The organism is Streptococcus sp. LMAG:39 (assembly GCF_008680485.1).
Classification (GTDB): domain Bacteria; phylum Bacillota; class Bacilli; order Lactobacillales; family Streptococcaceae; genus Streptococcus; species Streptococcus pasteurianus.
On record NZ_NALE01000001.1, the window covers coordinates 1,624,770 to 1,642,651 of the forward strand.

General features: G+C 37.2%; 18 protein-coding genes. 15 read left to right on the top strand and 3 right to left on the bottom strand.

What is annotated here, in order from left to right; translation table 11 throughout:
• Nucleotides 1-9 precede the first annotated feature (9 nt).
• The gene (locus tag CCC20_RS08355) at nt 10-558 is read right to left on the bottom strand and encodes a TetR/AcrR family transcriptional regulator (RefSeq protein ID WP_058692764.1); all 549 of its coding nucleotides are present in this window, start codon (nt 556-558) and stop codon (nt 10-12) included.
• 135 nt (nt 559-693) lie between these two features.
• Here CCC20_RS08355 and CCC20_RS08360 point away from each other — a divergent pair, with 135 nt between their 5' ends.
• Both CCC20_RS08360 and asnA read left to right on the top strand, forming a co-directional pair.
• On the top strand, nt 694-1,488 hold the full coding sequence (locus tag CCC20_RS08360) for a hypothetical protein (protein WP_003063611.1): 795 nt from the start codon (nt 694-696) through the stop codon (nt 1,486-1,488).
• Nucleotides 1,489-1,833: 345 nt separating this feature from the next.
• Nucleotides 1,834-2,826, top strand: coding sequence for an aspartate--ammonia ligase (asnA, locus tag CCC20_RS08365; protein ID WP_009853597.1), 993 nt, complete (start codon nt 1,834-1,836; stop codon nt 2,824-2,826).
• A 133-nt stretch (nt 2,827-2,959) separates the two neighbouring features.
• On the opposite strand, the gene CCC20_RS08370 is transcribed toward asnA, so the two are convergent.
• Nucleotides 2,960-3,691, bottom strand: a complete 732-nt coding sequence (locus CCC20_RS08370) for a hypothetical protein (protein ID WP_003063617.1) — start codon at nt 3,689-3,691, stop codon at nt 2,960-2,962.
• 161 nt (nt 3,692-3,852) lie between these two features.
• Nucleotides 3,853-4,656: a V-type ATP synthase subunit I domain-containing protein gene (locus CCC20_RS08375; RefSeq protein ID WP_069789008.1), complete on the bottom strand. Its 804-nt coding sequence runs from the start codon at nt 4,654-4,656 to the stop codon at nt 3,853-3,855.
• A 133-nt stretch (nt 4,657-4,789) separates the two neighbouring features.
• On the opposite strand from CCC20_RS08375, the gene rsmD reads away from it, so the two are divergent.
• The 13 genes from rsmD to CCC20_RS08445 all read left to right on the top strand — a co-directional run bounded on the left by rsmD (nt 4,790) and on the right by CCC20_RS08445 (nt 17,881).
• Entirely contained in the window at nt 4,790-5,329 is a 540-nt protein-coding gene (gene rsmD, locus CCC20_RS08380) for a 16S rRNA (guanine(966)-N(2))-methyltransferase RsmD (protein ID WP_041972944.1), read from the top strand.
• Nucleotides 5,330-5,361: 32 nt separating this feature from the next.
• Nucleotides 5,362-5,859, top strand: coding sequence for a pantetheine-phosphate adenylyltransferase (gene coaD, locus CCC20_RS08385; protein WP_013851552.1), 498 nt, complete (start codon nt 5,362-5,364; stop codon nt 5,857-5,859).
• Nucleotides 5,837-6,922 (top strand): SepM family pheromone-processing serine protease, encoded by a 1,086-nt coding sequence (locus CCC20_RS08390; RefSeq protein WP_003063624.1) that lies wholly within the window; start codon nt 5,837-5,839, stop codon nt 6,920-6,922. The genes coaD and CCC20_RS08390 overlap by 23 nt, the downstream gene beginning before the upstream one ends.
• Nucleotides 6,923-7,050: 128 nt before the next feature.
• A complete protein-coding gene (locus CCC20_RS08395; protein WP_003063626.1) occupies nt 7,051-7,305 on the top strand; it encodes a DUF3923 family protein in 255 nt (84 codons plus the stop codon).
• A 302-nt stretch (nt 7,306-7,607) separates the two neighbouring features.
• Nucleotides 7,608-8,933, top strand: a complete 1,326-nt coding sequence (locus tag CCC20_RS08405; RefSeq protein WP_058692765.1) for a bifunctional metallophosphatase/5'-nucleotidase — start codon at nt 7,608-7,610, stop codon at nt 8,931-8,933.
• 31 nt (nt 8,934-8,964) lie between these two features.
• On the top strand, nt 8,965-9,543 hold the full coding sequence (locus CCC20_RS08410) for a YutD family protein (protein WP_003063631.1): 579 nt from the start codon (nt 8,965-8,967) through the stop codon (nt 9,541-9,543).
• A gap of 21 nt (nt 9,544-9,564) precedes the next feature.
• The gene (rlmN, locus tag CCC20_RS08415) at nt 9,565-10,671 is read left to right on the top strand and encodes a dual-specificity RNA methyltransferase RlmN (protein ID WP_058692766.1); all 1,107 of its coding nucleotides are present in this window, start codon (nt 9,565-9,567) and stop codon (nt 10,669-10,671) included.
• Nucleotides 10,671-11,192, top strand: coding sequence for a VanZ family protein (locus CCC20_RS08420; protein ID WP_058692767.1), 522 nt, complete (start codon nt 10,671-10,673; stop codon nt 11,190-11,192). Before rlmN ends, CCC20_RS08420 begins: the two co-directional genes overlap by 1 nt.
• 174 nt (nt 11,193-11,366) lie before the next feature.
• On the top strand, nt 11,367-13,112 hold the full coding sequence (locus tag CCC20_RS08425) for an ABC transporter ATP-binding protein (protein ID WP_058692768.1): 1,746 nt from the start codon (nt 11,367-11,369) through the stop codon (nt 13,110-13,112).
• Complete coding sequence (locus CCC20_RS08430) at nt 13,102-14,847, top strand: ABC transporter ATP-binding protein (RefSeq protein WP_117508797.1); 1,746 nt, start codon at nt 13,102-13,104, stop codon at nt 14,845-14,847. Before CCC20_RS08425 ends, CCC20_RS08430 begins: the two co-directional genes overlap by 11 nt.
• 339 nt (nt 14,848-15,186) lie before the next feature.
• On the top strand, nt 15,187-16,065 hold the full coding sequence (locus CCC20_RS08435) for an ABC transporter ATP-binding protein (protein WP_058692770.1): 879 nt from the start codon (nt 15,187-15,189) through the stop codon (nt 16,063-16,065).
• Nucleotides 16,062-16,793, top strand: coding sequence for an ABC transporter permease (locus tag CCC20_RS08440; protein WP_048791223.1), 732 nt, complete (start codon nt 16,062-16,064; stop codon nt 16,791-16,793). Before CCC20_RS08435 ends, CCC20_RS08440 begins: the two co-directional genes overlap by 4 nt.
• Entirely contained in the window at nt 16,790-17,881 is a 1,092-nt protein-coding gene (locus tag CCC20_RS08445; RefSeq protein WP_003063638.1) for a sensor histidine kinase, read from the top strand. The genes CCC20_RS08440 and CCC20_RS08445 overlap by 4 nt, the downstream gene beginning before the upstream one ends.
• The last annotated feature ends 1 nt before the right edge of the window (nt 17,882 follow it).

Consider the following 17,882-nt stretch of genomic DNA (forward strand, 5'->3'; position numbering starts at 1 on the left):
CATTCCCTTTTAGTTATTCAAATGTTTAATATCATTTTCTAGTAAGTCACTCAAGATGTGAACGAGTTCGTCTTGGGAAATGTTATTTGGCTGTGCCAGCCAGTTGATATAGACACCCATGATGCCATTTGAAATGTATCTGATTTTGATTTTATTTGATGTTGTTTGATTAGAAGAAAGGTAGTAGTGGGTTAAACCATTTTCTAAAATATCTGTAAAATCTTTGATGAGATAGGCGTAAGATTTTTGCTTTGCAATGGTTTGATAAAATTTGAAATTAGCTTGCATGACTTGATTCAACTCATTAAAAAAGATAAAAAAATCGAAATCATTCTGTTGCTTGAGGATGTCGTCTAACTGATTACTGACATCGTCAATGATGTCATGATAAACATCAAAGGTCGTATCATAGTGCAAATAAAACGTTTTACGGTCAATATTAGCTGATTTGGCTAACTCTGTTATGGTGATATTGTCCATTTCCTTTCTCTGTAATAAGTCGATAAACGCCTGACGAATGTTATACTTCGTGCGCGCTTTTTGTTCACTTCGTTTCATATTGATACCCCAATTTTTCACATTCTGTGGAACAATGCCCAGATTTTAAAAAGCTGTCATTGTTTTGCCATTTGCTATTCATTATAATACTCACATGTAGAATCTTCAACAAGAAGAGATAAAAGGAGAATTCAAATGGTTTTTGACACATTATTTAATGCGTATCCGCAAGGTGACGTTACGTTACAAGATTTTGTGACAGCTTTAACGCCTGGTGCGCCCAATTTTATATTGACTTTAACAACTGTTCTTATCACGTTTGTGTTGGGATTTTTAGTCTATATTTATTCTTTCGTGTTGGTGGATAGAGAAAAAAGTGGTCCTTATCCATTATGGATGCACACTTTTTATTGTGCAGCAGATTTTATGGGAATCTGGGTGTTTTTAGCAGCCTATCAAAATTATCACCATTTTTGGTTCTTTCTATTAGGCGTAATTGGTGAGATTGTTTGGGTTGGTTTTGAATTCTACTGTCTTTGGCGAGCGGTTACCTATGAAAGAAAAGAAATTTGGGGCGATAAAGTGACTCTTAAAAAAGCAATTTTTGATTGCTGTTTACAAGTCTTAATTTTCTTTGTCAGCCTTAATCTTCTGCGAGTAGAGTTGCATGATACCTCGATGTTTAAATTCTGGATTTTTACGCAAGTTATTATCTGCTCTGTTCCAGGACTGTTTTGGGAAAAGCGTGGAACACGTATTGGAGCAAGCTGGCAGTTGAATATTGTCCTTGTTTTGGTGGCTATTATGTCTTTCAATCCATGGAATATGTGGGCACTAATTAGTCCGCAATTTTTCTCTCTTAGTAATAATCCTTGGTATTACTTTGTTGGGCTAGTTACTCTTATGTTTGCTCTGAGAGGCTGTTATATCTATGCAAAATTACCTCAAAAACCGAAATATCTACCAGATGGCAGCAAAACGATTTTTTAGAAAACTTTTGAAAATTATAACAGTTATTAAAAAAGAATCATTTTAACAATATAAAAAGACTTTGAAGAAGATTGCACACACAACTTTTTCAGGTCTTTTTTCTTATATTTTTTTGATAAAAATGACTGAAATTCCTTGATATTATTGACTTGTTTCAAATGTATGTAAGGTTTTCTGACATAAACTTAAAAATATTGTAGAAATTTTCAAAAAAGTATTTATTTTTTAAAAGCTTAGGTGTATAATAGCTCTATCGTTGTAAAAGCGGTCACGAAATACAAAATTATCTCACTATCCTTATTTATCATTTTGGTATTTCAATAAAAAATTTTTAAGGAGGAGCATATGAAGAAAAGCTTTATTCATCAACAGCAGGAGATTTCTTTTGTCAAGAATACTTTCACTCAATATTTGATTGATAAACTTGACATCGTTGAAGTGCAAGGACCTATTCTCAGTCAGGTCGGGGATGGTATGCAAGATAATTTGAATGGTATTGAAAATCCTGTATCAGTGCACGTAAAACGTATTCCTGATGCTGAATATGAAGTTGTTCATTCACTTGCTAAGTGGAAACGTCATACCTTAGCACGTTTTGGCTTCAATGAAGGAGAAGGGCTTTTCGTACACATGAAAGCTCTCCGACCAGACGAAGAAGAATTAGATCCAATTCACTCTATTTATGTTGACCAATGGGATTGGGAAAAAGTTATTCCAAATGGTCGTCGTAACATCGAGTATTTAAAAGAAACGGTTGAACAAGTTTACAAAGCTATTCGTTTGACAGAATTAGCTGTTGAAGCTCGTTTTGATATCGAAGCTGTTTTGCCTAAGAAAATCACATTCATTCACACAGAAGAATTGGTAGAACGTTACCCAGATTTGACACCGAAAGAACGTGAAAATGCTGCTGCTAAAGAATTTGGAGCAATTTTCCTTATCGGTATTGGTGGTATTTTGCCAGATGGTCAACGTCATGATGGTCGTGCACCTGACTACGATGACTGGACTTCTGAATCAGAAAATGGTTACCACGGTCTTAATGGTGATATCATTGTTTGGAATGAAGCTTTGGATTCTGCTTTTGAATTATCATCAATGGGTATTCGTGTTGACGAGGAAGCTCTCAAACGTCAAGTTAAAATCACTGGTGACGAAGATCGTTTGCAACTAGAATGGCATAAAGCTCTTCTTAATGGTCTCTTCCCACTTACTATCGGTGGTGGTATCGGTCAATCTCGTATGGCAATGTTCTTGCTCCGTAAGAAACATATCGGAGAAGTTCAATCAAGTGTTTGGCCGAAAGAAGTTCGTGACACTTACGAAAATATTCTTTAAGTAGAAGAAATCTTATTTTAAGGACTAAGAAAAGTCGGCTAGGATAACTAGTCGGCTTTTTGATTTTGGGAATAGAAAAAGTTGTTAGAGCGATTTTCTAACAACTGTTGTAAAATTATTTAAATTAAATTGCTTACCAAGGAAGACCTGCTGCAGCAATTTCAGCTTTTGAAGCGTATTGTCCATTTGGACGATGCCATCTGCCACGAGCATCTCTAGAGTATCCACTAGCAGCTTGTTGTTGTGCCTGTTGAGCCGCTGCCTGTTCTTGTGCTTGGCGTGCAGCTTCTTCGGCTGCAGCTTGTTCTTGAGCCTGTCTAGCCTCTTCGGCTTTTCTTGCTTCTTCAGCTTGAGCCGCTTCCTCGGCTTCTTTAGTCTCAATAGCTGAAACAACGGCGTTAATACGATTGTTAAAATCACCTTTTTTAGCTGTGTCTGTTACCGCATCAACTTTATTTTTAGCATCGTCAACATTTTCACGAGTTTGATTAGCTTCTAAGTTTGCAACAGCAGTTTCAGCCGCTGCCTGAGCTGTCTCTTCTTGTTTTTGTGTTTCTATCGCAGTCTTGACAGTTGCGATACGTTTTTTAAGCTGTTTTTTGACTTTCTTATTTTTTACGGCTTTAACTTTTTTGGTAGCTAAATCAAGATTTTCTTGGGTCTGGTCCTTTTCAAGTTGTTTAACAGCTTTTTTTGCTGCTTTAGTAGCTTTATCGTCTTTTTTGGTGGTTTTACTTTTAGACTTAGTATCCGCTAAAACAACATGATTGTTTTCGACTGGTGTTGTTAAAAGTCCTTGGTCTTGAGAGACTCCGATGAGGGCAGTTGCCATTAATAATATGGCGAGTTTCATTTTCTTCTTCATGTTTGATTCCTCCTGAAAAAACTTTGAATGATGAAATTTTTACACTAAAAGAATACCATTTTGAAATAAGTCTGTAAATCTCTTTTTAAGGAAAAATTAAGTAAAAAATACTATAAAAAAGCCGCTAGAGCAATCTCTAACGACTTTTGTAAAATAATCTATTATTCAAAACCACAGAGTGTTAAACCTAAGTCTTGTGCTTCTGATAAGCTAACTGGTGTAGTGCTTTTTGAGCGATTTAAGCCACGGCAATTTGGGTTGAGGTGGTAGTGGCTACCAGTTCTTGTAATGTAAACTGTTGTGGTATCTCCTGGTTGGGCAGCTGCTTGATTTTGTTGTTGCTGTGCCTGTTTAGCAGCTTCGGCTTCTTTGGCTTCGATAGCTGAAACAACAGCGTTGATACGGTTGTTGAAAGCTTCCTTTTTAGTTGAATTATTTACCGCATTAACTTTATTTTTAGCGTCATCAATGTTATCACGCGATTGGTTATTTTCAAGGTTTTTAACCGCAGTTTCTGCTTTATCTTCTAATTCTTTTTCTTTTTTAGTTTCAATGGCTGTTTTGACAGTTGCGATACGCTTTTGAAATTTCTCTTTTTTGTCAGCGTCTGTAACAGCGTCAACTTTACTTGTTGCTAAATCAAGATTAGCCTGCGTTTGGTCTTTTTCGAGATTTTTTACGGCAGTTTCTGCACTGTTTTCAATCTCTTTAGTCTTTTGAACTTCTTTTTTGCCAACTTCGATATAATCAGCATTTTTTTCTTTAAAATCAGCCAGTTCATCTTGGCTATCTTTTAAGTCTGATTTGGCTTGTTTGACATCTTGGCTAAGCTGTTCAATCTTATCCTCTGCTTGGGATAATTCTTGACTTTGGTTACCTTGACTAGAAAAACTAGCAATCAATAATACCGATAAAATGGTAATGGCAAGATTTTTCTTGTCTTTAAAGAATGTTTTAAAATTCATCATAACTCCTTTATCCTAAAAACCTTTGATAATTAAAATTATCACAACAATCATATCAAATCTCATTTTTAGTGTAAAGATGACTTGATCATTTTTTAAGTTATTTTATTTGAATTTTGCTATAATGGTTGTTATGAGAGTTGTAGCAGGAAAATTTGGTGGGCGTCCTTTAAAGACGCTAGATGGAAAAATTACGCGCCCGACAACAGACAAGGTTAAAGGTGCTATTTTTAATATGATTGGTCCATTTTTTGATGGTGGACGTGTTTTAGACTTGTTTTCTGGTAGTGGAAGTCTAGCGATTGAAGCTATTTCACGCGGAATGGATGAAGCTGTGCTGGTTGAACGCAACCGTCAAGCGCAAGCTATTGTTTTAGAAAATATCAAAATGACAAAGTCTGAGCAGCAATTTCACTTGTTAAAAATGGATGCTAATAAGGCAATTGGCGTTGTTAGTGGACAGTTTGATTTGGTACTTTTAGACCCACCATACGCTAAGGAAGAAATTGTCAAAAATATTACGGAATTAGAAGAAGCAGGGCTTTTGTCTGAGGATGTCATGCTGGTTTGTGAGACGGATAAGACTGTTGATTTACCAGAAGAAATTTCAAATTTTGGTATCTGGAAACAAAAAACATATGGCATTAGTAAGGTTACGGTATATGTTAGGTAGAATTGAGTGATTTTATCACTAATGGAGGCAATATGGCTAAAATTGGTTTATTTACGGGGTCTTTTGACCCTGTGACAAATGGGCATCTTGATATCATAGCGCGTGCAAGCAAGTTGTTTGATACACTTTTTGTGGGCATTTTTTACAATAAAGATAAGAATGGCTTCTTTAGTGTTGAAGAGAGACGGCAGATGTTAGAAGAAGCACTGCAAGAATTTCCAAACGTAAAAGTGATTACAGCGCGTGATTCTTTGGTGGTGGATATTGCCAAGCGTTTAGAAGTTGGTTATCTCGTGCGTGGTCTCCGTAATGGGAAAGATTTAGAGTACGAGGCTGATTTAGCGTTTTATAATCATTATCTGGCGTCAGAGATTGAGAGTGTTTTTTTATTGAGCTCTCCTGATTTGGTTCATGTCTCATCAAGTCGCATCCGTGAATTGATTTATTTCTATTCAGATATTTCAGATTTTGTACCAACAAGTGTTGTCAAAAAAGTGGAGGAAAAATATGGCAATCTTAAAAAGATTTAAAGAGATTTTGAAAAAGTTGGGTCGTATTTTATATCGCTTTAAGTGGTGGATATTAGGTGTTGTAGGCATTGTTTTCTTACTATTTAGCTTGTTGTATCCGCTTGATTACTATATTGAAATGCCTGGTGGTGCTTATGATATTCGTAGCGTTTTAACGGTTGATAATAAGGAAGATGACGAAGATGGCTCTTATAATTTTGTGGCTGTCACGGTTAGTCAGGCGACCTTGGCACAATTGGTTTATGCTTGGTTAACTCCCTACACAGAAATTTCGACAGCCGCAGATGTGACTGGTGGTTATAGTAATGCTGATTATCTTCGTATCAATGAGTATTACATGGAAACCTCTCAGAATACAGCGACTTATCAAGCCTTAACATTGGCAGGAAAGGAAGCAACGCTTGATTATCAAGGGGTTTATGTTTTAAATGTTAGTGATAATTCGACGTTTAAAGGGATTTTGAATATCTCTGATACGGTAACTGGGGTTAACGGTCAGACATTTAACAGCTCGGCAGAATTAATGGCCTATGTGGCTGATTTGGATTTAGGGTCTGAAGTAACTGTTCAATATACATCAGACGGCGAAGCAAAAGAAGCCACAGGAAAAATTATTGAATTGTCAAATGGAAAAAATGGTATCGGAATCGGTTTGGTAGATCATACGTCGGTGTCATCAGATGTTGATGTTAATTTTGATACGAGTGGTGTTGGTGGTCCAAGTGCTGGTTTGATGTTTACGCTTGATATTTATGACCAATTAAATAGTGAAGATTTGCGTAAAGGTCGTAAAATTGCTGGTACAGGTACGATTGAATCAGATGGTTCAGTCGGGGATATTGGTGGCGCAGCACTTAAAGTTGTTGCTGCTGCTAAAGCTGGTGCAGATATTTTCTTTGTTCCAAATAACCCTGTGGATGAGGAAACATTGAAAAAAGACCCAGATGCGAAAACGAACTATGAAGAAGCTGTCGCAGCTGCTAAAGACCTCGATACCGATATGAAAATCGTTCCAGTCACAACTGTTCAAGAAGCAATTGACTATCTGCGAAATAATGATTAAAAAGAAAACATCTCTGTGAATACGGAGATGTTTTTTGTTCACTTTAAATTAATTTTTTCTTAAGTTTCATTGGGTAAAATTCCCTTAAAATATGGCAGTAGATTAGTAACAATAGATAGGAGGGAGTTATGACGAACTGGCAAAAGCGATTTGTGATTTGGTTTAATCTTGCCATTTTATTTATTTTTTTAGATGTGACTTTGTTGATATTTATTCGGTCGATTAATAGTCATGGTGTTTATCAGACAATGCAAATGAAATGGCTAACGTTCTCAATGTGGATTCTCTGTTATGCTTTTGTTTGGACGTGTCAGGGTGTGGGGTATATGTTTTTTAAACATATTAAACAAGTAAGAAAACAAGAAGATAGGCATGTGATTTAATATGAGATAATGAGTTGGATTTACAGAATCTGATTCATTTTTTATGCTTAGTTTAATAAAAATAATATTTTAAAAATTCTTTGCAGAACTAATTGGGACATTTGTTTTTCTTGGGACAGGAGCAGCTGTCTTGGGTGGCGGAGCAGATAGTGTTGTTGGCTATACGTCGATTGCATTAGCATTTGTTTTAACGATTGTGATTTTTGCTTACAGTATTGGTATAGTTTCTGGTTTTTTGTGATAAAAATGGCTTAAAAACGCTAGAATATCACTATTTACGCGGAAAATGCTATAATAAAATTATGACAGAAAAGCTAACGATTTTACATTTAAATGATTGGCATTCGCATTTTGAAACCTATCCAAAATTAAAACGATTCTTCCAAGATTATGCTGACCAAGATGCTGAGGTTATCAAGATTGATGTTGGTGACAATATTGATCGTTGGCATCCGATGACCGATGCAACGCAAGGAAAATATAATGTTCAATTGATGAATGAGCTAGGTATTGATTTTGCGACAATTGGGAATAACGAAGGCATTGGACTGGCTAAAACGATGCTCAATCAAGTCTACGAAAATGCTAATTTTGATGTGATTTTAGGAAATTTAGAGGATGAAGCTGGACGTCCAACGTGGGCTAAGCCTTACAAGATTTATGAGACAGCTCTTGGGACAAAGATTGTCTTTTTAGCCTACACTTTTCCTTATTACCTAACGTATCATCCAGGTGGTTGGCAAGTGCTGGACCCAATCACATGCTTAAATCGTGATTTGGAAATTCCAGAGGTCAAATCAGCAGATTTCCATATTTTATTGAGTCATCTAGGTTTGCCATTTGATGAAAAAATCACCGCAGAAGTGCCAGAAATTGACTTGATTATTGGTGCTCACACGCATCATGTCTTTGAGGACGGTGCTTGTCTTAACGGCACTTATTTAGCGGCCGCTGGAAAATATGGTCAGTTTGCTGGTGAAATCAACTTGACCTTTGAGCACCATGAACTGAGCGATATCACCATCCATGCCCACGAAACGAGTCATATGCTAAGTAAGCCTAGTGATAAAGAATGGATAGAAACAGTTGAAGTGAATGGTCGCAAGCTGTTAAGCCAAGAAGTAGTCAAATCTTTTGACCATGAATTGAGCCTTGATGAGTCACGTCAAATCGTTATGGCAGCAATGAAAGAATACGCTAATGCAGATATTGCCATGATAAATTCTGGTTTAGTGGTGACCCCATTTTCTAAAAATGTCACTAAGGATACACTACACCATTCCTTACCACATCAAATGCGCTTGGCAAGATTAGAAGTGACGACTGACGAATTAATGACAATTTGCCAAGATGTCTTTTCACAAGCAGAATTGTTAGCTAATCAACAAATCCGTGGCATGGGCTTTCGCGGAAAAGAATTTGGTAGGGTTTTGACTAGCGGCTTTGATTACAAAAATGGAAAAATAGTGTATAATGAAAAGGTTACGAATGAAAAGGACACTATCAGTTTAGTCTTGGTTGATCAATATTACTTTGCGCGTTATTTTGAGACCATAAAATCTCACCAAGCAGAGTTACTTTTTCCTGAATTACTACGTGAACTGGTAGAGACCTACCTTAAAAAATAATATGAATTTTAGCGATTAAGAGAGGAGACCGATGAGAAAAGATATCTCTCCTGAAATGTACAATTACAATAAATTTCCTGGTCCGCAATTTGTGGCGTTTTCTGACCGTGTCAAGAGTGATGATATTGAATTGTTAATTTTGGAAAATGAGAAGAATGCTTTTGATGCAACTGTTTTTAGTCAACGTTTTTCAGAAATTTTACTAAAATACGATTATATTGTCGGTGATTGGGGAAATGAACAGTTACGTTTGAAGGGATTTTACAAGGATGACCGAGATGTTAAGAAAACAAATCGCATCTCACGTCTAGACGATTACATTAAGGAATATTGTAATTTTGGTTGTGCTTATTTTGTGCTTGAAAATTTAGAGCCTCGTCGTGTTAAATCTGACGACGATAAACCAACGAAACGTCATAAATCACAAAAGCGCTCCTCACAGAAAAAGAAATCAGAACCTAAAAAATCTGACCGCTCGGCAAATAAACATTTTAAGAGTCAAAAACGTAAAGATACAAAAGTACGTAGTGAACGTCAACAAAAACGAGAACAACAAAAAGAAATTCAATCGGTAAAAAAACAATTTGTGATTCGCCGAAAAGAGAAATAGGAAGGATTTGGTATTTACAGAATGCAAACAGAAACTAAGGATATGAAGCCCTCGATTTACGCTTTAACACGTGATGAATTGATTGAATGGGCAATCGAACACGGGGAAAAGAAATTCCGTGCGACGCAAATTTGGGATTGGCTTTACCGTAAACGCGTCCAATCTTTTGAAGAAATGACAAATATCTCAAAAGATTTTATTGCTGTTTTGAATGAAAACTTCTGCGTGAATCCTTTGAAACAACGTGTGATTCAAGAAGCTTCTGACGGAACAGTTAAATATTTGTTTGAATTGCCTGATGGTATGTTGATTGAAACAGTATTGATGCGCCAGCATTATGGTTTATCAGTCTGTGTGACATCACAAGTTGGTTGTAACATAGGTTGCTCATTCTGCGCTAGTGGATTGCTTAAAAAGCAACGTGATTTGACAAGTGGTGAAATCACATCACAAATCATGATGGTGCAAAAATATTTTGATGAACGTGGTCAAGATGAGCGCGTGAGTCACGTGGTTGTTATGGGAATTGGTGAACCATTTGACAATTACAACAATGTTTTGCGCTTCCTACGTACGATTAATGATGACAATGGCTTAGCAATTGGTGCGCGTCATATTACGGTTTCAACATCAGGTTTAGCACATAAAATCCGTGATTTTGCCCACGAAAGCTTGCAAGTGAACCTTGCTGTGTCACTTCATGCGCCAAACAACGAATTGCGTTCACAAATCATGCGTGTTAACCGTTCATTCCCACTTGAAAAACTTTTTGCAGCGATTGAATATTACGTTGAAACAACAAATCGTCGTGTGACATTTGAGTATATCATGCTAAATGAAGTCAATGATTTTCCAGAAAATGCGCAAGAATTGGCTGATTTGACGAAGAAAATCCGCAAGTTGTCTTATATTAACTTGATTCCGTACAATCCAGTATCAGAGCATGACCAATATAGCCGTTCAAGTAAAGAACGTGTAGCTGCTTTTTACGATGTTCTCAAGAAAAATGGGGTTAACTGTGTCGTTCGTCAAGAACACGGAACTGATATTGATGCAGCTTGTGGACAGTTACGCTCAAATACTATGAAACGTGACCGTCAAAAAGCCGTTACTGAAAAAACAAAGTAATGATGTCAAGATTTTTGAATAAGACTGCTGAATTAACGCCATTGGGACGTCGGATTATAAAGGTGCTTGTGGTTTTATACGCCATAGCCATTTGTTTGATGTGCTTTAGCCCACAAACGACCATTGATGGCATTGAAACACCAAATATCATTTATTACGGTCGTTTACGTCTCTTACTTGTGCCGTTTAACACGTTTGTTGGGTTTAGCCAATTAGACGGATTTTTGGAGATTTTTTTGGTAATTGCGCAAAATGTGATGAATATTTTTCTGCTTTTTCCCTTAATGCTAGGCGTGATAGCATTATGTCCGAAATTGAGAACGTGGCAAAGAGCTACGTTATTGGCGTTTATTATCAGTCTTTGCATTGAAACTACGCAGATTGTGGTGGATTTGCTGTACAATGCTAATCGTGTTTTTGAAATTGATGACCTTTGGACAAATACCTTGGGTGGTTTGCTAGCCTTTTTAGCTTATCAGTGGTTTGTCAAACGATATCAGAAATATCAAAGAGAAAATTAGGTTATAAAGAGTGAGATGACTATTTTCCAATGGATAGTCATCTCACTCTTTTATTATTGAAGTCGTGTTTTAGTTTGCGTGGTGTGAAATAATGCTAAGATGAGTTGATGAGGAAATATAACTTGACTTAGAGTTCACTCCAAGGTGTATAATAGCAGCTAGAAAGCAGGTTTTATGAAAATTATAAAAGATCTCTGGTGGTTTTTTTGTCAGGAGAAAAGGCGCTATCTTATTGGGATTATTTCTCTGAGTTTGGTGGCGGTTTTAAATCTTATTCCACCTAAAGTTATGGGAACGGTTATCGACCGTGTGACGGCGGGCGATTTAACACACTCTGAATTACTATTAAATTTATTGTGGCTAGTCTTATCAGCAGTTGCCATGTATTTTTTGCGTTACATTTGGCGCATGTACATTTTTGGAACGTCTTATCGTTTGGGGCAAATTATGCGCTTTAGGCTTTTTGACCATTTCACAAAAATGTCGCCGAGTTTTTATCAAAAATACCGAACAGGTGATTTGATGGCGCATGCAACGAATGATATTAATGCCTTGACACGTTTAGCTGGTGGTGGTGTGATGTCAGCAGTTGATGCCACGATTACAGCCATGGTAACCTTAGTTACCATGTTTTTTACGATTTCTTGGCAAATGACCTTGGTTGCCATTATTCCGTTGCCGTTCATGGCTTATGCAACCAGTCGTTTAGGACGTCAAACGCACAAGGCGTTTAGTCAATCTCAAGCGGCTTTTTCAGAGCTTAACAACAAGGTTCAAGAGTCGGTTTCTGGTATCAAGGTGACTAAATCCTTTGGTTACCAAGATGATGAGTTACAGTCTTTCCAAGAGACCAATGAAATGACTTTCAAGAAAAATATGACGACCATGAAGTATGATGTCATGTTTGACCCTTTGGTGCTCTTATTTATCGGAGCAAGCTATGTGTTAACGTTATTTATGGGAGCAATCATGGTTGCGGCCGGTCATGTGACGGTCGGTAGTCTGGTAACGTTTATTACTTACTTAGATATGCTTGTCTGGCCTTTGATGGCGATTGGTTTTTTATTCAATATGGTGCAACGTGGATCGGTTTCCTATGAGCGAATTAGTCAGCTATTGCAACAAAAATCAGATGTTAAAGAAGCCGAAAATCCACTTCCAACGATTAAAAATGGGCGTTTGGTTTACGATATCGATGCTTTTCACTATGAAAATGAAGAAACGCTTGCGGATATTCATTTTGCGCTTGAACAAGGTCAGACTTTGGGCTTAGTTGGGCAAACAGGTTCTGGAAAGACAACTTTAATTCGCTTGCTACTGCGGGAATATGATTTGCAAGAGGGACAAATCACGCTTGACGGGCATGATATTAGAGAATATCGATTGGCTGATTTACGTCGCTTGATTGGCTATGTTCCCCAAGACCAATTTTTATTTGCGACGAGTATTTTAGAAAATATTCGTTTTGGAAATCCGAAAAGCTCTTTGGCGCAGGTTGAAGCAGCGGCTAAATTAGCAAGGGTTTATGACGATATTGTAGCAATGCCTGACGGTTTTGAGACAGTGATTGGTGAAAAGGGTGTCAGTCTGTCTGGTGGGCAAAAGCAACGTATTGCCATGAGTCGTGCCATGATTCTTGAGTCTGATATTTTAATTTTAGACGATTCTCTTTCAGCGGTTGATGCCAAGACCGAGCATGCGATTATTGAAAATCTTAAAGAAACACGGCAGAATAAATCAACGATTATCACGGCGCATCGTTTAAGTGCAGTGGTTCATGCTGATTTGATTTTGGTGCTGCAAGACGGGCATATTATTGAGCATGGTCGTCATGAGGAACTTATTGAACAAGGTGGTTGGTACGCTGATACCTATGAAGCTCAACAATTAGAAATGGAAGGAGATGCTGATGAAGAATAATGCAAATCAATGGCGGGTTTTTAAGCGTCTCATGAGCTATCTCAAGCCATATAAATTTTTGACAGCCGTGGCTTTAGCTTTGCTATTGTTGACGACGGTGGTAAGAAGTGTCATTCCTTTGATTGCTTCTTACTTTATCGACCATTTTTTGACTGATATGAATCAGACAGCCATGTTGATTTTGGTTGGTTATTATCTCATGTATGTCTTGCAGACGATTATCCAATATTTAGGGAATTTCTATTTTGCGCATGTGTCATACAGCGTTGTCAGAGACATTCGTCGAGATGCTTTTGCCAATATGGAAAAATTGGGAATGGCTTATTTTGATCAGACGCCAGCAGGTTCGATTGTGTCGCGTTTGACCAATGATACGGAAGCTGTCAGTGATATGTTTTCAGGGATTTTGTCTAGTTTTATTTCAGCGATTTTCATTTTCACGGTAACGTTATTGACCATGTTAAGATTGAACGCTGTTTTGACTGGCTGGGTTGCCATTTTTCTCCCCTTTATTTTTATTTTGGTTAATCTTTATCGTAAGAAGTCGGTTGCAGTCATTGAAAAGACACGTGCTTTGTTGTCGGATATTAACAGTAAACTTTCTGAGAGTATTGAAGGAATACGTATCATTCAATCTTTTAGTCAAGAGGACCGTTTGAAAGATGAATTTGAAGCGATTAATGAGGAGCATGTGCTCTATGCCAATCGTTCCATGGCGTTAGATAGTCTTTTTCTTCGTCCAGCTATGTCGCTGTTAAAACTCCTTGCTTATGCTATTTTAATGGTTTATTTTGGTTTTCGTGGCATGAAAATTGGGATTTCAGCAGGGTTAATGTACGCTTTCATTCAGTATATTAATCGATTATTTGACCCTTTGATTGAAGTGACGCAGAATTTTTCAACGCTACAAACGTCAATGGTTTCAGCTGGTCGTGTGTTTGATTTGATTGATGAACGGCAGTACGAACCTGAACAGAAAAATGGCGAAGCAACCGTGCAAGCTGGGAATATTGAATTTAAAAATGTCAGCTTTTCTTATGACGGTGAACGCCAAATTTTAGATAATATCTCATTTAAGGTAAATCAAGGCGAAACGATTGCCTTTGTTGGCTCGACAGGCTCTGGAAAATCATCGATTATCAATGTTTTCATGCGCTTTTATGAATTTCAGTCTGGAGAAGTTTTGCTTGACGGTGTTGATATTCGTGAGTATCCTAAAGAAGAGTTGCGCCGTAATATCGGTCTCGTTTTGCAAGACCCTTTCTTATATCATGGTACAATTAAGTCCAATATCAAGATGTATCAGGATATTTCAGATGAAGCTGTTCAAGCCGCTGCGGCATTTGTAGATGCTGACCAATTCATTCAAAAATTACCTGAAAAATACGAGACAAAAGTCACCGAACGTGGTTCGAGTTTTTCAACAGGGCAACGTCAATTATTAGCCTTTGCAAGAACCGTGGCTAGTCAGCCTAAAATTCTTATCCTTGATGAAGCGACAGCCAATATTGATTCTGAAACTGAAACCATTGTTCAAGAATCATTGAAAAAAATGCGCCAAGGTCGGACAACGATTGCTATTGCACACCGTTTGTCAACGATTCAAGATGCTAATTGCATTTACGTGCTGGACAAAGGCAAGATTATCGAATCTGGCAGCCACGACGAACTCCTTAGCCAAAAAGGCACTTACTATCGCATGTATCAATTACAAGCAGGCATGATGGAAAACTAAGGGAGTGAGACAAATAAGTCTCCAGTAGAGACTTTATTCATGAGCCTAAAAGTTAAAAGGCGAATCAGTAGTTTCGCAGAAACTTGATTTCTCAGCAAATCTTAATTTCTTGTTGCTGACCTAAAACGGTCTATCCCCAGATTGTTGAAGTCCAAACTACTGCGTCTTGTAAATGATAACTATGTAAACAAAGAAGCTGAGCACTTTTTGTCCCAGCTTCTTTTTTAGTCTCTAAAACATGACAAAAGTCATGTGATGTTATGACATTATGAGCTAAAAAGCTTGGCTATTTTTTCATAAAATAAATTTATCACAGATGAGAAAATTGGAGATAATGAAATGATAACAGTTGAGAATTTATCTAAAACAATTAAAGGAAAGCCGATTTTGCAAGACATTTCCTTTGAAGTAGTTGCTGGAGATTGTGTGGCATTGATTGGTCCTAATGGCGCTGGTAAAACAACCTTGATGTCATGCTTGTTAGGTGATTTGAAAATCAGCAAAGGAAAGATAGTCATCAATGCTTTAGCACCGAAAAGTCAGCAATTAAAAGAAATCGTCGCCGTGTTACCACAGGAAAATCGTTTGCCGCAAAAGTTAAGAGTGTCTGAACTCATTGACTTTTTCAAGTCCATTGCCAAGACACCTTTAGCTGACCAAGAAATTGATAAGATTTTGCAATTTAGTGAGGAACAAAAAGCCCAATTGACAGAGAAATTGTCTGGTGGACAAAAACGCTTATTAGCATTTGTCTTATGCCTTATTAGCCAACCTAAAATTCTTTTCTTAGACGAACCAACGGCAGCAATGGATACCTCAACACGTCAGCATTTTTGGCAGATTATCCAAAGTCTGAAAGCAAAGGGCGTAACGATTTTTTATTCGAGCCATTATATTGAAGAAGTGGAACATACGGCAGAACGCATTTTGGTCTTGCATCATGGAAAATTGCTGCGTGATACGACACCGTTTGCCATGCGAGAAGCTGAACATGAAAAACAGTTGACTTTACCAAAAAACTTTTTGCCGATAGTGGAAAAATTACCACACATTGATAATATTGAGCTGAAAAACGACACGGTGACATTCATGACTAAAGAGATTGATAGTGTCTGGCAGAAATTGCAAGAGCAAGGTTGTCAGATTGCCGATATTGAAATTCAAAATAAAACGTTATTAAACACATTGTTTGACCAAACACAGGAGGATGAAAAATGATTGCTTTATTGAAAATTGAATGGATTAAAACATGGCGTTTTTGGATGACCTTTGTTTTGTCGATTGGTATGCCTGTTTTCTTTTTCTTGTTTTTCTCAGGTATGGAACTGTCGTCGAATTCTGAAGAACAAAAAGTGCTTGTGACAGCTTACATGCTGACAATGACAGCTTTTTCTATGTCAAGTTTTGGATTTTTCTCATTTCCAGCTATGCTTGTTGAGGATAAAACAAGCTATTGGTTGACTTACATTGAGCATTCTTCTATCCCTGTTTGGCAGTATTATTTGGTAAAAGTGATTCGTGTCTTGTTTTGTTTCTTACTTTCTATCGTGGCGACCTTTTTAGTTGGAGCTATTTTCCGCGGGGTGAGCATGCCACTTAGTCGTTGGTTTGGAGCAGGTGCTTTGTTGTTGGTATCAAGTTTCCTTTTCTTAGCATTTGGGCTATTGATTTCACAAATTAAATCACAACAATTAATGACGATTGTCGGAGATATTTCTTTCATTGGTTTAGCCATTATCGGTGGTTCATGGATGCCGATTGAGAATTTCCCAGACTGGATGCAAAAGATTTCTAAAGTAACACCAGTTTATCATGTGAATCAATTGGTGACACAGTTTGCTCAAAAGGGGCAGGTAAACGGCAAGTCCTTGATTATCATACTCGGCTATGTCATAATGATAGCAGCATTAGCGCTTATGATTAAGAATAAAACTGAGGTTAAATGATGTTGAAAAGAATTAGGGGCATTCATCCGTTATTTTATATGCCATTAGCATTTCTAGCATTCCCCGTTTTAGGGGCATTCTTTTTTGATTACCCAACTTGGACACTTGGGATAACTTTTCTGTTTTTACTAAGCTATTTATTTCTCACACATTTTGAAGAAAATATCCTAACAAACCTTTGCTGGATTTTTATGCTACTTTATGTTGTTTATATGACAATTTATGTAGATGGTGGCATGATGTGGTTTACCTTTTATTTTAATAGTTTGCTAGTTTTTCGATTTCAAGATAATTACACTTCCTTTCGATTTCTCGCCTATGATTTAGCAATGCTGTTTATGATTATTTCTGGTGTCAGTTTGGCAGATGACTTATCGTCACAAGTAATGATTTTTTTGGTTCCTGTTGTTAATTATGGCATTTTAGTTTATTGGATGGATGATCGAAAAAATGAAATTCAACGAAAAGCAATCATGGAAAAGAATCGCACCATTAATCTTTTATTGGCTGAAAATGAGCGAAACCGTATTGGGCGTGATTTGCATGATACTTTGGGGCACGTTTTTGCGGCAATGACCTTAAAAACAGAATTAGCACTCAAGCAATTAGAAAAAGAAAAATATGACCTTGTCAAAAAAGAGTTGGAAGAATTGAATCAAACCAGTCGTTCTTCCATGCATGATGTCAGAAACATTATCAATAATCTCAAATTCAGAACGGTGAGCGAAGAAATTGAGCATTTGAATGAGTTTTTTGCCATGACAGATATTGATTATCAGCTGCAAAATGATTTGAATGTGGAAGCCATGGCACCCTTGATGCAGTCGAGTATCGGTATGATTTTGCGTGAATTAAGCAATAACGTCATCAAGCACAGCCAAGCGCAAACTTGCCGTATTCACCTTTTTGAAAACCAAGAAAAATTAGTGATGACAATTACAGATGATGGAGTTGGTTTTGACGACTTAACAGGAAATGAATTAAAATCCATTCGTGACCGTTTGCTGTTGGTCAAGGGAGATGTGGAGATTTTATCCCAAGCTAAACCAACCATGATTCAAGTTAGTATCAGTTCAAAGGAGAATTAAG

Excerpts from the sequence above, each read along its gene's own strand:
- coaD (WP_013851552.1), top strand. The coding sequence starts at position 5,362 with ATGGCTAAAATTGGTTTATTTACGGGGTCTTTTGACCCTGTGACAAAT.
- CCC20_RS08410 (WP_003063631.1), top strand. The coding sequence starts at position 8,965 with ATGAGAAAAGATATCTCTCCTGAAATGTACAATTACAATAAATTTCCT.
- CCC20_RS08445 (WP_003063638.1), top strand. The coding sequence starts at position 16,790 with ATGATGTTGAAAAGAATTAGGGGCATTCATCCGTTATTTTATATGCCA.
- CCC20_RS08425 (WP_058692768.1), top strand. The coding sequence starts at position 11,367 with ATGAAAATTATAAAAGATCTCTGGTGGTTTTTTTGTCAGGAGAAAAGG.
- CCC20_RS08420 (WP_058692767.1), top strand. The coding sequence starts at position 10,671 with ATGATGTCAAGATTTTTGAATAAGACTGCTGAATTAACGCCATTGGGA.
- CCC20_RS08440 (WP_048791223.1), top strand. The coding sequence starts at position 16,062 with ATGATTGCTTTATTGAAAATTGAATGGATTAAAACATGGCGTTTTTGG.
- CCC20_RS08390 (WP_003063624.1), top strand. The coding sequence starts at position 5,837 with ATGGCAATCTTAAAAAGATTTAAAGAGATTTTGAAAAAGTTGGGTCGT.
- rlmN (WP_058692766.1), top strand. The coding sequence starts at position 9,565 with ATGCAAACAGAAACTAAGGATATGAAGCCCTCGATTTACGCTTTAACA.
- CCC20_RS08430 (WP_117508797.1), top strand. The coding sequence starts at position 13,102 with ATGAAGAATAATGCAAATCAATGGCGGGTTTTTAAGCGTCTCATGAGC.
- CCC20_RS08360 (WP_003063611.1), top strand. The coding sequence starts at position 694 with ATGGTTTTTGACACATTATTTAATGCGTATCCGCAAGGTGACGTTACG.
- CCC20_RS08435 (WP_058692770.1), top strand. The coding sequence starts at position 15,187 with ATGATAACAGTTGAGAATTTATCTAAAACAATTAAAGGAAAGCCGATT.
- rsmD (WP_041972944.1), top strand. The coding sequence starts at position 4,790 with ATGAGAGTTGTAGCAGGAAAATTTGGTGGGCGTCCTTTAAAGACGCTA.
- CCC20_RS08355 (WP_058692764.1), bottom strand. The coding sequence starts at position 558 with ATGAAACGAAGTGAACAAAAAGCGCGCACGAAGTATAACATTCGTCAG.
- CCC20_RS08370 (WP_003063617.1), bottom strand. The coding sequence starts at position 3,691 with ATGAAGAAGAAAATGAAACTCGCCATATTATTAATGGCAACTGCCCTC.
- asnA (WP_009853597.1), top strand. The coding sequence starts at position 1,834 with ATGAAGAAAAGCTTTATTCATCAACAGCAGGAGATTTCTTTTGTCAAG.
- CCC20_RS08375 (WP_069789008.1), bottom strand. The coding sequence starts at position 4,656 with ATGAATTTTAAAACATTCTTTAAAGACAAGAAAAATCTTGCCATTACC.
- CCC20_RS08405 (WP_058692765.1), top strand. The coding sequence starts at position 7,608 with ATGACAGAAAAGCTAACGATTTTACATTTAAATGATTGGCATTCGCAT.
- CCC20_RS08395 (WP_003063626.1), top strand. The coding sequence starts at position 7,051 with ATGACGAACTGGCAAAAGCGATTTGTGATTTGGTTTAATCTTGCCATT.